Here is a 13,294-nt window from a genome sequence, read left to right on the forward strand (position 1 = left end):
GTCAGGCGCCGTCCTCCCTCACGATCTCTCCCCAGCCCTCGGCCAACAGCGCGCGCGTTTCCCGCAGCAGCTGCGGCAGAACCTTGGTTCCGTCGATGACCGTCATGAAATTGGAGTCGCCCGCCCACCGCGGCACCACGTGCAGGTGCAGGTGATCGCCGACAGAGCCGCCGGACGCTTTGCCCAAGTTGAGCCCCACGTTGATGGCCTCCGGCCGGGAGACCCGCTTGAGCGTGCGGACAGCGAGCTTGGCAAACGACATCAGCTCCGCAGTCTCTTCGTCGGTCAGCTCTTCAAGCTCTGCGACCTTGCGGTACGGCACGACCATGAGGTGGCCGGCGTTGTAGGGGTACAGATTGAGCAGCGCGTAGACAGTCTCGCCGCGCGCGATGATGAGCGCGTCCTCGTCCGACTCTTCCGGAGCAGCAAGGAACGGGTCCGCCTTGCGCTTGTTCCCGCCCGGAATGGACGAGATATACGCCGAGCGGAACGGCGCCCACAGCCGCACGAGGCGGTCCTGGTCGCCCACGCCGGAATCGACGTACTCCTTCGGTGAATGCGTCTGCCCCGCAGCTGCGGAGTTCACGCCTCCCTCCGGAGAACTGCCTGCGTGATTATCCGCGGCGGGCCTCAAAGGACACCTCACTCGGCTGCTCGTTGAGCTGGTCGCCTACCCAGGAACTGATGAGCTCGACGGCTTCATCAACCGGCACGCCGTTGACCTGGCTGCCGTCGAGGAAGCGGAAGCTCACCGCATTCGCCTCGACATCGCGAGCGCCGGCCAGCAGCATGAACGGAACCTTGCCCTGGGTGTGCGTGCGGATCTTTTTCTGCATGCGATCATCCGAGTGATCGACCTCCGCGCGGATTCCGCGGGCGCGCAGCTGCTCGGTCAGCGCGTCGAGGTGCGGAGCGAAATCGTCGGCGACTGGGATGCCCACCACCTGGTGCGGTGCGAGCCATGCCGGGAAGGCGCCGGCGTAGTGCTCGAGCAGCACGCCGAAGAAGCGCTCGATGGAGCCGAAGAGAGCGCGGTGAATCATCACCGGGCGCTTCTTCGTGCCGTCGGAGGCGGTGTACTCGAGGTTGAAGCGCTCCGGCAGGTTGAAGTCCAGCTGCACGGTGGACATCTGCCAGGTGCGGCCGATCGCGTCGCGCGCCTGGACGGAGATCTTCGGGCCGTAGAACGCGGCACCCGCCGGGTCCGGAACCAGCTCCAAGCCAGACTTCTCTGCGACGGACTGGAGGATGTTCGTGGAACGCTCCCAAATCTCGTCGTCGCCGATGTACTTCTCCGGGTCCTTGGTGGACAGCTCGAGGTAGAAGTCGTCGAGGCCGTAGTCCTTCAACAGGGAGATGATGAATTCGAGCACATCGGTGAGCTCCTGCTCCAGCTGGTCCTCGGTGCAGTAGATGTGCGCATCATCCTGCGTGAAGCCTCGGGCGCGGGTCAAACCGTGGACCACGCCGGACTTCTCGTAGCGGTAGACGGTGCCGAACTCGAACAGCCGCAGCGGCAGCTCGCGGTAGGAGCGCCCGCGGGAGTCGAAGATGAGGTTGTGCATCGGGCAGTTCATCGGCTTGACGTAGTAGTCCTGCGCCTGCTTGGTCACCTCGCCGGCGTCGTTGGTCTCTCCGTCGAGCTGCATCGGCGGGAACATGCCCTCGGCGTACCAGTCCAGGTGGCCGGACTGTTTGAACAGGTCGCCTTTGGTCACGTGCGGGGTGTTCACGAACGAGTAGCCGGCCTGGATGTGGCGGTTGCGGGAGTGGTTCTCCATCTCCATGCGCACGATGCCACCGTCCGGGTGGAAGACCGGCAGGCCGGATCCAACCTGGTCCGGGAAGGAGAACAGGTCCATCTCGGAGCCGAGGCGGCGGTGGTCGCGCTTCTCAGCCTCCTCGATCATGTGCTGGTATTCCTCCAGCTTTTCCTTGGACTCCCAGGCGGTGCCGTAGATGCGCTGCAGGCCGGCATTCGCCTGGTCGCCGCGCCAGTAGGCGGCGGACGAGCGGGTGAGCGCGAATGCCGGAATGTACTTGGTGGTGGGGACGTGCGGGCCGCGGCACAGGTCGTGCCAAACCACCTCGTTGGTGCGCGGGTTGACGTTGTCGTAGTGCGTCAGGTCGCCGGCGCCGACCTCGGTGGCCTCGTCAGAGTTCGGGTCGACGGAGCCCTTGTCTTGGATGAGCTCGAGTTTGTACGGCTCGTTCTCCAGGTCTGCGGCGGCTTCTTCCTGGGAGGCATAGACGCCGCGGACGAATTTCTGGCCCTGCTTGATGATCTTCTTCATCCGCTTCTCCAGCGTCTTCAGATCCTCAGGGGTGAACGGCTCGGCGACGTCGAAGTCGTAGTAGAAGCCGTCGTTGATGGCTGGGCCGATGCCCAGCTTCGCGTCCGGAAATTCCTCCTGCACCGCCTGCGCTAGGACGTGCGCGCAGGAGTGTCGGATAACGCTGCGCCCCAGCTCGGTGTTCGCGGCGACCGGCATGAACGTTCCGGTCTCCTCCGGCACGTGGGAGAGATCCTTGAGGTTTCCTTCAGCGTCCTGCACGCAGACGATGGCATCCTCGCCCTTGTTGGCCAGTTCGAGTTCACGCATCGTCGCGCCGACGGCCGTGCCGGCGGGGACCTCGAAAGGCTCGTGATTCAGTGCAGTTGGGGCAATCCCGCTGGACATATGTTGCTCAGCGCTCCTTTGCGCTCGTGCGGGACGGCATACCTGGCCGCGCCCGCGGTGTGTTCATGTCAAACCCGCGCGAGCTGCCGGATACACGACCGCCGCGTGGGCACTGGGGGCGATCTTACCCCTGCCCGCCGCGGTGGTAATGGTGGGACTGGGACGCGGCCCTACTCGCGCCCGGCGCCTTCCTCACCCTCGTCGAGCTCGTCCATGTCACGCACGCGTTGTGCCGCATCCTCGTTCTGACGGCGGCGGCTCAGCGCCGCGATGACGACACCGCCGAGGAACAGCGCGCCGAGCAGCAGCCACAGCCAGGTGTAGCCCGACGCTGCGTCATTCTCCGCCTCATCGCTTGTCGACGCCGCATCCGCCTCTCCGTCGCTATCCCCGCCCTGCGCGGACTCGCTGCCCTGCGCGGACTCGCTGCCCTGCGCGGACTCGCTGCCCTGCGCGGCGGATTCCCCGGCAGCCTGCGCTGGGGTGAAGGTGAAGGTTGTCTGCCCCTTTGTGGCGTGTCCGTCGGAGGACGTGATCTGGTAGCCGATGCGGTACTCCCCCGGCTGGGCGTCCACATCATCCGGCACGGCGATGCTGACTTCGCGGTCGTTGACCTCCGGCTCGCCGCTGAAAAGAACCTCGTCGTCGGATACCCGCGAGAGCGCGACAGTGTTGAAGTCTTCCTTCGGCTGTGCAGAGAATTCCAGCGCGAGCTCCGCCGGGAATTCCTTCACGGTCTCGTCGATTCCCGGGCGGGCGTCGATCACCGAGTCGTGCGCGAAAGCCATCGGCGCTGTGCCGACAGCGAGGATCGCTGCGGCGGTGCCAGCGAGCAGAGTGCGGCCGGCGTTGGAAGTCATCGTGCGTGCCATTTTCAGGGCTTCTCCTCTTTCCAGGTCGTTTTCAACAGTTGCACCTGAGTGCGCGATAGTTCCACCTGCGCGAGACGGAACGAACTGTTTAGCGGTCTGCCGTAGTAGTACCCACGCTAGCCCCGAAAGTTCCCGTCATTGTCATGCGGATCCGACTAGCCGTGACAAGTCACTGGTTAAAGCGGTAGGTTGACCGGGGTGATTTCCCGAGACCGCCGCATGGGCAAAGAGCCGGCCAACCCGAATCGGTGGCCTTTTTTCGTTGTCGTGTCGCTTGGCTTGCTGATGGTCGCGCTGGATAACTCGATTCTCTACACAGCGCTTCCCGCTCTGGATGAGCAGCTCGGCGCAACGGCTTCCCAGTCGTTGTGGATCATCAACGCCTACCCGCTGGTGATCACAGGCCTGCTCCTGGGGTCTGGGTCGTTGGGCGACCGCATCGGCCACCGCCGCATGTTCATGGTGGGTCTAGTCATCTTCGGTATCGCATCTCTTGCCGCGGCATTCTCCCCCACCGTGCTGTCGCTCGTTATCGCGCGCGGTGTTCTCGGTGCCGGTGCGGCGACGATGCTTCCTGCCACGCTCGCCTTGATCAACCAGATCTTCCCGCATGAACGCGAACGCAATCTCGCAATGAGCATCTGGGTTTCGGCCGCTGTCTTAGGCGCCGCACTCGGCCCTGTGGTGGGTGGCGCATTGCTGCACTTCTTCTGGTGGGGCTCGGTCTTCCTGATCAATGTTCCGGTCGTGGTTCTGGCCATCGTGTGCACGCTACTGATCGGTCCGCGCAATAGGCCGAACCCGGACAAGCACTGGGACCTCATCTCATCGATCTTCGCTCTGTTCACTCTGTCGGGCCTGACGCTGACGATCGAAGAAGCCGCCCGCCTCGACACCCACATGCCCGTCTTGATTGGCGCCGCTGTGGTCATGGTCTTCGGCGCCGTCATGTTCGGCCGCCGCCAGAAGAAGCTCGACGAGCCGCTGTTGACTTTCGACATCTTCAAAAACCCGGTCTTTACCGGTGGCGCAGTCTCGGCTGCCGGCGCCATGTTCGTATTGGTGGGCTTAGAGATGACGTCAACGCAGCGCCTCCAGCTTGTCGACGGCTTCTCGCCATTCCACGCCGGTCTGACCATCGGGGTGATCGGGTTCGTCGCGTTGCCCTTTACGATTGCCGGCGGTGCGCTGCTGCACCGCATCGGTTTCCAGACCATCGTGTCCGGCGGTTTCGCGGCGTGCATTGCCGGTGCCCTAATTTGTTGGTGGGGCTCGGCAATCGATAACTTCCCCGCGTTCCTCGCCGGCGGCATTCTCCTTGGCGCCGGCGCCAACTTTGCCATGTCTGTCTCCTCTACCGCGATCATCGGCGCTGCTCCCCCGGAGCGCGCCGGCATGGCCGGTGGCGTGGAGGAAGTCTCCTACGAGTTCGGCACCCTCGTCACCGTCGCCATCTCCGGTTCGATGCTGACCTCGCTTCTACTTGCATTCCTCCCACCGGGCATTGCCCACATGGGCATGAACGCCATCTACGACCCCGCCACCCACGACGCTGCCGCCACCGCATACGCCCACGCCCACGAACTGACCACCGCCTTCCTCGCAGCAACGGCCGTCGTCTTCTGCGCGATCACGGCCTGGTGCTTCCGCGGGAACCCGAAATCCCCAAACGCCACAGTGAACTAGTCGCTTTCGGCTGGCGAGGTTCCACCTCGCCCGAGGCCACCTTCTGCCTTAGCTCCAAGCACAGAAGCTGACCCCAACCGTCAATCAGAAACCGCCTATAGTTGTCGTGTCACAAACTTTTCAGGCGGATAAGGAGGACGAGTTGGCTGCAGCTGCACAGAAAGAGCCGTTGAAGGACTGGGCTGGGGATGCTCAGAATGCCGCGACGAATGGCGAATTCGAGCGTGATACTACCTACATTGGCGACCGCATCGTCGCATCCGTAACGGGCGACGAACCTCAGCCTGCAGAGGATGGCACTGGCGAAGTCCTGCACTGGCCGGTACAACCCAACCGCTATCGCCTCATCGCGGCACGCGCGTGCCCGTGGGCTCACCGCTCAGTCATCGTGCGGCGCCTGATGGGATTGGAAAATGTCATCTCCCTGGGGCTGCCCGGCCCCACCCATGACAAGCGCTCTTGGAGATTCGATTTGGATCCAGACGAGGTCGATCCAGTTCTAAAGATCCCTCGCCTGCAAGATGCATACTTCAAACGCTTCCCGGATTACCCACGGGGAATCACCGTGCCCTCATTGGTTGAGGTATCCAGCGGCAAGATCGTGACCAATGATTTCACAACCCTTGTCCGAGACTTCCAGACTCAGTGGACCAAGTACCACCGCTCCGGTGCGCCCGACCTTCTGCCGTCGGCAGAGCAGTGGGAAGAGATGGAAGAGATCAACAACGTAATCTTCAAGAAATTCAACAACGGCGTGTACCGGGCAGGATTTTCTGCATCGCAAGATGCTTATGAAGAGGCCTATGCGGATGTATTCGAATTCCTCGACTGGCTCGAAGAGCGACTATCCCACAGCCGGTTCATCCTGGGTGAGCATATTACCGAGACTGATATTCGCACCTATGTCACCTTGGTTCGCTTTGATGCTGTCTACCACGGCCACTTCAAAACGAATCGGAACAAGATCAGCGAAATGCCGAATGTCTACGGCTACCTGCGCGAGCTGTTCCAGACTCCCGGGTTCGGCGATACCACCGACTTCACCGAAATCAAGCAGCACTACTACATCGTCCACCGCGAAATTAATCCCACACAGGTCGTACCTACTGGCCCAGATCTTTCTGGATTAGCCAAGCCCCACGGCCGCGACCACTTGCCAGGTGCGCCGTTCGCGAACGGCGCTACCCTGCCGGGCGCATTGCCCCACTCCGAGCGACTGAAGAATCCGACGCAGTTCCAGCGAGAGCTTTTCGGGTTGAGCTAACTCGCTACCCGGATGAGGTGTAGTCAATGCTTCCTCAAGGAGTTAGGCGTAGCGCAACGCAACTTCGATCACTGGAACTCAATCTCTAATTCTGCTTCGGGGTCGATGGCATGGATGATCCCCGCGTAGAAGGTCTTGGTTTGATCCTTCAGTAGGTCGAGGTTCAGCTGGATATGTTCCTTGCGTTTCTCTTCATTCAGTACCTCGTTGATGCCCTCCGCGGTATCAATATCCGCCGTAGCAAAACTCAACACCTGACCGTGCTGATGCACGGTTTGGTTGCGTCCCTTAGTGTGGTGTAACGCTTGCTGATGGTGGGCCCTGGCAGATATAGGGGCGGCCATCGTCAGTAACCTTTCGACTCAACTACCACATCTCACCGAAAGGCACATGACGATGACCGCTGCTCCGCATTCTATCGACCCTGCAACCTATCTGGACGATCTGCTGGCACAGGCCTCCCCGGATCTGATGCGGCAGATGCTGCAAGGGTTTATCAACCAGATCCTCTCCGCCCAAGCTGACACCGTTTGCGGGGCTGAGTATGGTGGACCTGACCCCTTGGTGGTGGACACGCTGAAACCAGCATCTCGCTGGGAAAGTGAGGTACCTTTCCACCATGCCACGCAAGACCTACACCGAGCAGTTCAAGCGTGACGCAGTGTCGTTGTACGAGTCGACCCCCGGAGCCACGATCAACGCGATCGCCTCCGATCTCGGGGTCAACCGCAACTCCCTGCGCACCTGGCTCGACGCCTTCGGCACCGGCACCAAAACCAACGCCAACGGTGAAAAAGTCGCCAGCCCGATCGCCGCAGCCAACAGCGAACGCTCCCCGGCTGAAGGACTCTCCGATGCCGAGCGGATCCGCGTGTTGGAACGCGAGAACGTCAAGCTCCGGGAGGAACGAGAGATCCTGCGCAAGGCGGCCAAATATTTCGCGGAAGAGACGAACTGGTGAACCGCTTTCAGTTCGTTGATGACCACCGAGACTTCTACGAGGTCAAGCGGTTATGTGAGGTCCTGAAGGTCAACCGGTCCTCGTATTACAAATGGAAATCTGCTGCTCCTGCCCGCCGGCGACGCCTCGTCGCTGACGCGGCGCTGGGAGCGAGGATCAAGGCCGTGTTCACGGCCGAGAACGGCTGTTACGGGGCGAAACGTGTGACTGCGGCCATCAACGCCGATCCCGCCAACGACCGGGGCAATAGTGACCGTCTCAATCACAAGCACACTGCCAGGTTGATGCGGCAGATGGGCCTTTTCGGCTACACCAGGAAACGCCGGGTGAAGACCACCGTGTCCGCGAAACGTGCGCCTAAATTCCCTGACCTTCTGAAACGCCGGTTCACCGCGGAGAAACCGAACAAGGTCTACGTCGGCGATATCACGTACCTGCCGATCGCGGACGGGTCGAATATGTACCTGGCCACGGTCATCGACTGCTATTCGCGGCAGTTGACCGGTTTCGCGATCGCCGACCACATGCGCACCGAGTTGGTCGAAGCAGCCCTCACGATGGCTCACGGGGTCCGAGGTAGCCTTGACGGGGCGATTTTTCACTCGGATCACGGCAGTGTCTATACCTCTGAGCAGTACCGGAGGTTATGTGAGCGGTTCGGTGTCACCCAGTCGATGGGTACGATCGGGACGAGCGCGGACAACTCGTTGGCGGAGTCGTTCAACGCCTCGTTGAAGCGGGAAGTCCTGAAGGACGAGCCTGTTTTCGCCAGTCAGCTGGTGTGTCGCCGGGACGTGTTCCAGTGGTGCATCCGGTACAACACCCAACGGTTGCACTCGTGGTGTGGCTACCGCTCGCCGAACGCCTTTGAAGCCGCCGAATCAGCTACACTTACTATCGCATCTTGATTAAATCCCCGTGTCCACTTTCCGGGGTTCGGGCCCGTGAATTATCAGCGCTGCTGCCAACTGCTCCCATCGACTGGGTGACGTTGAGTCTTCGGCAGACAGCCTGAAACTGCGATGAGGTATACACGCTGCCATGATCTGAGTGGAAGATCGCCCCGGAGAGACTGCCACGGGTACGGCGAGCATGCTCGAGCGCTTCTTCGACGAGGTCGGTGCGCATGTGGTCTGCGATCGCGAAGCCGACGAGCATCCGCGAGTAGCAGTCAATCACAGAAGCCAGATACATATTCGACCCGTCTGCGATCGGCAGATAGGTAATATCGCCGACGAGGATCCTATTGGCAGCTGGCGCAGTGAAGTTACGCTTGACCAGGTCAGCGAATATAAAGCGATGACTCCCGCGCTGCGTTGTCGTGACCTTACGTTTTTTCGTGTAGCCGCGCAGCTGAAGCTTCCTCATAATCCGGGCGATGCGCTTATGGTTGACCGGTCCGGTGCTACTGTACGCATCGTTGAAAGTCAGCTCGGCGGCAATGCGTTTTGCGCCGTAGAGCTGCTTCTTGTCGTCGAAGATGGCCTTCACCTTGGCTCCGAGTATGGCATCATCAACCAGTCTGCGGTGCCGCTGGGTGCTGCTAGCTTTCCATTTGTAGTAGGAGCTGCGGTTTAACCCGAGTACGGTGCACATCCGCTTGACCGAGTAATCGGTGCGGTGGTCATCAACGAACCGGAAGCGGATCACCAGTTCGTCTCTTCCATGAAATATTTGGCTGCCTTACGCAAAATATCGCGTTCTTCTTTCAGGCGGGCGTTTTCCTGTTGCAGCTGACGTAGCTTCTCAGCATCGGTCAGTTGCCTCGCACGATCAGCACGTAAGCCCGCTGAAAACTGGGGTTTCGTGCCAGTTCCGTACTTATCAACCCATACGCGAAGCGTGGAGCGGTTGATCCCTAAATCAGCGGCCGCCGCGTTCAACGACACCTGTGGATCGTTCTCGTACATCGCGACCGCGTCGCGCTTGAACTGATCCGAATAAACCTTCCTAGGCATGGAGGTAGATTACCTTTCCCCGACTCAACACAGCCGGAATCAGAGGTGTCTACCAAACAGGGGTCAGGTCCCAACCCCACCGAAAGGTTAAACCGAAAGATCCGCCGGCGCACCGACGTCGTCGGCATCTTCCCGAACCGCGAATCCATCATCCGGCTCGTCGGCGCTGTCCTAGCCGAGCAGAACGACGACTGGATCCAGCAAAAACGCTACATGTCACTGTCCGCACTCGAACACACCAAACAACTCATGCACCACCCAGGAGATGATCATGGCGACCACCACCAGCTAACCGCCTAACCACAACCGCGAACTACATACCGAGCCGAAAGCTAGACGGCTACACCACTACACGGGACTTGACCCAACGACATCCCGGAAGGGGTTTTCGTAAACATTTTCCAGCATTCGTAGAACATAACCCCGTAACCAGCAGTATCGCTGATTGCGGGGTTTTCTACTCTGCAATCCTTGTGGAGCTCGGGAGAAGAGTCACCACTTCCATCATCCACGTCTCGTCCATCTTCACATCTGAAGGATCGGGGGTTTCCCCCTTTTCTTTAGCTTCTCGGATACGACCACGGGCAGAAAGAAGGTCATTCGGATCACAGGCCATCGAGAATGCCTCATAACGTGCCTCATGGTTCTTCACCATGTTTCGCGGGGCGTGACGGTAAACAATCTCGATGCGTTCACCAGGACTCAGCCCGAAGCCCTGACCCCCGGAAGTGCTAAAGACTTGATTACTCAGCCCCTCCATGAAGAAACCATGCGGCTCCGCCCTGGGGCTCCGTTCGAAGAGCGCAGGACCGTGGTGGTGGGCATAACTACCACCGATAACGATGGGTTTAGTCCCGTTGTAGAACAGGTGCGCGGTCCCATCCCGAAGACCGGAGCCAAAATACTCGAACAAGGGCTTAGATCGCCGGGTCGCCCGTTTAACAGCCCACGCCACGATCAACCCAGAGACGATACCGCCGATCGTGGCCGAACCCAGATTGACCAGCACATCAACCCAGAAGGGTGGGCCACTCGGCTCAGTTGGGATGATGAAGATCGATGGCAACATGCGAACTAGGGCATCTTTTCTATCTGACACTATGAAATAGCATTGATTGATGACATCGTACAAGTGGTTCGTGCTTGATGAAGACGGTTTCCCCACGGGGAAGTTCAAGCGAGATCGGCTCAAAAGCGCTCGCCACGGGCAACTGCCGGATCAGCGTGACCTAGACGCCGCACTCACGTTATTAGACGCCATTGGCGAGTGGGTCGAAGCGTGGGAGGACGGCGACTCTGACGAAGATAGCTACATCACCGAGGATGCGCTTCGAACGCTGCAGGTCATCTGTGCCCGGCTAGGTATTAAAGTGGATATGATGTCAGCGCTTGACGTGAGCGGGAGTCGCCGACGCGAATATGAGGTGTTGGACATGCTCGGCCCTGCCCACGATGAGCTTCTCGCTTATGAACGCGACCTGCTCGCAAGAGAGATTGAAGCATCAGGGTGGCCCGCCGTGAATTCGGAAATTAAAGCTCTGCGAACAGCATGGAGAAACGCAAGCTCCGCGCAGACTTACAGTAGCGTGGGCAACCACGCGGTGCGCGTCTTGGAAACGTTGAGCGATGCGGTCGGCAACGACGATATTCCACGAAACCGCACGAAAAATCGCCTTTTGAATTATCTGGATCAGCGTTCGGGCGGTAAAACTAACGAAGATCTCAAGAAGGTCGTGACCCACGCGTTCGACCTTGCTCACGGAGTCAAACACGACCGTAGCCCTGATCGACTAAAGACCGGTGCCGCTGTTTCGGCCGCGATCATGATCGTCAGCATAATTCGGGCGGCTTCCGAGCCAATCGGGGCCGGACCTGAGAAGTTGAACGATCAGCCAGCCAGTGTGCTGAAATCCTGATCAAAGTGAAACCGGTCTACTGATATTCCAAGCACGTGGCTGTCAAGATGACTGTTCCACTTAAAGCGGTGGGGAGGTCGTCTGACTTTGCCAGCGCCTTTCGTTCATTTGCACTAGTAGTGCACCCTCTATACCTCGAGTCGAAATGTTTCAATCGGGATGATATTATCACTCTTCTGTGAAGTTATCACCGCGTTTGAAACATGCAGTGATATTCTTAGCCCCAAAGAAACATCGAGTTCCCATGGAGGGCACATGATCGAAAAGATCCGTTCAGAGCTTTTGCCTCTCGCAGAAGAGTTCCAGACAGCAGGTGCTGACGGACTCCGTCGGGTGGTAGAGGACCCATCTTACGACGGAGCACAGTGGAAAATTAGGCGTCTTCAGCGAGATCCCTTCCTTCATGGACTGCGCCACACCCTGCCAGAAAACCTGGGTACCTTCGCTCTCGATGCTGACCTCTACCAGCAGAATAGACTTGTCTATCGATCGCAGATTCACGAAGCTGAATTGATTTTCCGTCGTCGCGGCTCTCTCGACGCATACAAGAGTAAGCGTGAGGACACAGCGTCGGCCTTGTTCCCGACCCCTGAACGAGTCTTCCCTCCGCGCCCTGACACACAGTTCCGGCAGATCGCCTGCATCTGGGACCTCCCGGCCCTGGATGAAGACCATAAGGCAATTGGGCCGTTCCCTTTCAGGATCCAAGTTGCGAAGCAGAACACTCTCTTAGACCAAGGTCAGTGGGAAGGCGGGTTCGCATTACTTCCCGAGCCCGGCATCATGCCTACTTCGGCGGAGTTCGATATGGACTCTCCTGACTGGGATGTTGATGGCGAAGAGGAGGCAGAAGGACAGTGAACAACGCCCATCACCGCCTGCAGACCCTGCGGGCCCTTAATGGGCTGACTCAGAAAGAATTCGCCGCGATTCTTGGTGTAGGCCAAGCGCAATATTCGCAGATCGAAAAGGGTCTTCGCGCCCTGACTCCAGCCCATAAAGTGTCTGCCCAGCTTCACTTCAATCTCGACTCTGACTATTTCGACGCACCAGCGCTGACCTACACGGCGACATCGCTGAACTACCGCCGCCAGAAGCTCAGTGTGCGACATCTGAACATGGCTACCGCCACGTTCGGACTCACCGAGCAGGCTGTTCGCTCCCCAGGTCAGAGCAATCCCCTGGATGTATTGGCAACTACGCCTGTCGCTTCTCGACGATCGCTTGCGACCGTTGAAAAATTTGCCGCGGAGTCACGTGAGCTCATCGGAATTAAACCTGATGCAGTTATCAACAATGTCACCCGCTGCCTCGATAGAATCGGCATCATCGTCACCGGCCTGACCAATCCGCTCCTGCCCATGGAGCGGATCGATGGTATCTCCACGCCCATCCGTTCACAGGCCCCGTTCGTCACTGCCCTCAACTACGACGTCCCCGGCGACCGCTTGCGCTTCTCCGCCGCCCATGAACTTGGCCACATCATGATGCATACCATCGGACACGACGGGAGTCTTGCGGATCGGGAAGCCGAGGCAGATATGTTCGCGTCAGCCTTCCTCCTCCCCCGGGAACCCATGATGGACCTTATCGCTCCCGACTTCACCCTCGAGTCTTATGCCCGACTTAAGGCCAAATGGGGGGTGTCCATCCAGGCGCTCGTGCGCCGTGCCCGAGACCTCGGAATCATTGGTTACAACCGCTACCGCAGTCTCATGATCCAGATCAGCTCCCGCGGCTGGCGAAAGAATGAACCCGTCCACATTCCAGTCGAAATGCCCCTTACCCGCGCACCTTCACTTCCTACCCTGGGGCACGCGGAGACAGCAGAAGCAGAGCCAGCCACAGCAGCGCCGAAGCACGCGTCATCGCAGATGGCGAGCGTGACTAACCTCTTCGAGAAGAGCTAATCTCTTTACTCTAATGTCTGGCGATCTCCTGCCCCCGCTCGAAGAG

General features: G+C 59.6%; 11 protein-coding genes and 3 pseudogenes. 8 read left to right on the plus strand and 6 right to left on the minus strand.

Features of this window, described 5'->3' with window-relative positions; translation table 11 throughout:
- Position 1: 1 nt before the first annotated feature.
- From CAPP_RS06680 to CAPP_RS06690, 3 genes are all read right to left on the minus strand, one after another.
- Entirely contained in the window at positions 2-586 is a 585-nt protein-coding gene (locus CAPP_RS06680; protein ID WP_076599360.1) for an HIT family protein, read from the minus strand.
- 28 nt (positions 587-614) lie between these two features.
- Positions 615-2,681, minus strand: a complete 2,067-nt coding sequence (gene thrS, locus CAPP_RS06685) for a threonine--tRNA ligase (RefSeq protein WP_076599359.1) — start codon at positions 2,679-2,681, stop codon at positions 615-617.
- A 170-nt stretch (positions 2,682-2,851) separates the two neighbouring features.
- The gene (locus tag CAPP_RS06690; protein WP_076599358.1) at positions 2,852-3,553 is read right to left on the minus strand and encodes a copper resistance CopC family protein; all 702 of its coding nucleotides are present in this window, start codon (positions 3,551-3,553) and stop codon (positions 2,852-2,854) included.
- A gap of 201 nt (positions 3,554-3,754) precedes the next feature.
- On the opposite strand from CAPP_RS06690, the gene CAPP_RS06695 reads away from it, so the two are divergent.
- Positions 3,755-5,239, plus strand: a complete 1,485-nt coding sequence (locus CAPP_RS06695; protein WP_412459497.1) for an MFS transporter — start codon at positions 3,755-3,757, stop codon at positions 5,237-5,239.
- A gap of 142 nt (positions 5,240-5,381) precedes the next feature.
- Positions 5,382-6,503 carry a glutathione S-transferase C-terminal domain-containing protein gene (locus tag CAPP_RS06700; RefSeq protein WP_076599356.1) on the plus strand — a complete coding sequence of 374 codons (1,122 nt, stop codon included), beginning with the start codon at positions 5,382-5,384 and terminating at the stop codon, positions 6,501-6,503.
- A 68-nt stretch (positions 6,504-6,571) separates the two neighbouring features.
- On the opposite strand, the gene CAPP_RS06705 is transcribed toward CAPP_RS06700, so the two are convergent.
- Positions 6,572-6,847 carry a hypothetical protein gene (locus tag CAPP_RS06705; RefSeq protein ID WP_234958867.1) on the minus strand — a complete coding sequence of 92 codons (276 nt, stop codon included), beginning with the start codon at positions 6,845-6,847 and terminating at the stop codon, positions 6,572-6,574.
- Positions 6,848-6,899: 52 nt separating this feature from the next.
- On the opposite strand from CAPP_RS06705, the pseudogene CAPP_RS06710 reads away from it, so the two are divergent.
- Both CAPP_RS06710 and CAPP_RS06715 read left to right on the plus strand, forming a co-directional pair.
- Positions 6,900-7,052, plus strand: a pseudogene (locus CAPP_RS06710) (IS256 family transposase); the annotation flags it as partial.
- Positions 7,053-7,122: 70 nt separating this feature from the next.
- Positions 7,123-8,372 (plus strand): IS3 family transposase gene (locus tag CAPP_RS06715; RefSeq protein WP_143313948.1). Its coding sequence is split into 2 segments (ribosomal slippage): positions 7,123-7,450 and positions 7,450-8,372, totalling 1,251 coding nucleotides; the frame shifts between segments, so codons are not numbered across the junction.
- A 25-nt stretch (positions 8,373-8,397) separates the two neighbouring features.
- On the opposite strand, the pseudogene CAPP_RS06720 reads toward CAPP_RS06715, so the two are convergent.
- Positions 8,398-9,422 (minus strand): annotated as a pseudogene (locus tag CAPP_RS06720) (IS3 family transposase); the annotation flags it as partial.
- Positions 9,423-9,494: 72 nt separating this feature from the next.
- On the opposite strand from CAPP_RS06720, the pseudogene CAPP_RS06725 reads away from it, so the two are divergent.
- Positions 9,495-9,722 (plus strand): annotated as a pseudogene (locus tag CAPP_RS06725) (transposase); the annotation flags it as partial.
- A gap of 157 nt (positions 9,723-9,879) precedes the next feature.
- On the opposite strand, the gene CAPP_RS06730 reads toward CAPP_RS06725, so the two are convergent.
- Positions 9,880-10,554 (minus strand): hypothetical protein, encoded by a 675-nt coding sequence (locus tag CAPP_RS06730; protein WP_143313946.1) that lies wholly within the window; start codon positions 10,552-10,554, stop codon positions 9,880-9,882.
- On the opposite strand from CAPP_RS06730, the gene CAPP_RS06735 reads away from it, so the two are divergent.
- From CAPP_RS06735 to CAPP_RS06745, 3 genes are all read left to right on the plus strand, one after another.
- Positions 10,541-11,338 carry a hypothetical protein gene (locus CAPP_RS06735; protein WP_076600040.1) on the plus strand — a complete coding sequence of 266 codons (798 nt, stop codon included), beginning with the start codon at positions 10,541-10,543 and terminating at the stop codon, positions 11,336-11,338. The genes CAPP_RS06730 and CAPP_RS06735 overlap by 14 nt on opposite strands.
- 255 nt (positions 11,339-11,593) lie before the next feature.
- Positions 11,594-12,199, plus strand: coding sequence for a hypothetical protein (locus tag CAPP_RS06740; protein WP_076600041.1), 606 nt, complete (start codon positions 11,594-11,596; stop codon positions 12,197-12,199).
- Positions 12,196-13,248 carry a helix-turn-helix domain-containing protein gene (locus tag CAPP_RS06745; RefSeq protein WP_076600042.1) on the plus strand — a complete coding sequence of 351 codons (1,053 nt, stop codon included), beginning with the start codon at positions 12,196-12,198 and terminating at the stop codon, positions 13,246-13,248. The genes CAPP_RS06740 and CAPP_RS06745 overlap by 4 nt, the downstream gene beginning before the upstream one ends.
- Positions 13,249-13,294 lie beyond the last annotated feature (46 nt).

Source organism: Corynebacterium appendicis CIP 107643 (assembly GCF_030408415.1).
In the GTDB taxonomy this organism is placed as follows: Bacteria; Actinomycetota; Actinomycetes; order Mycobacteriales; family Mycobacteriaceae; genus Corynebacterium; species Corynebacterium appendicis.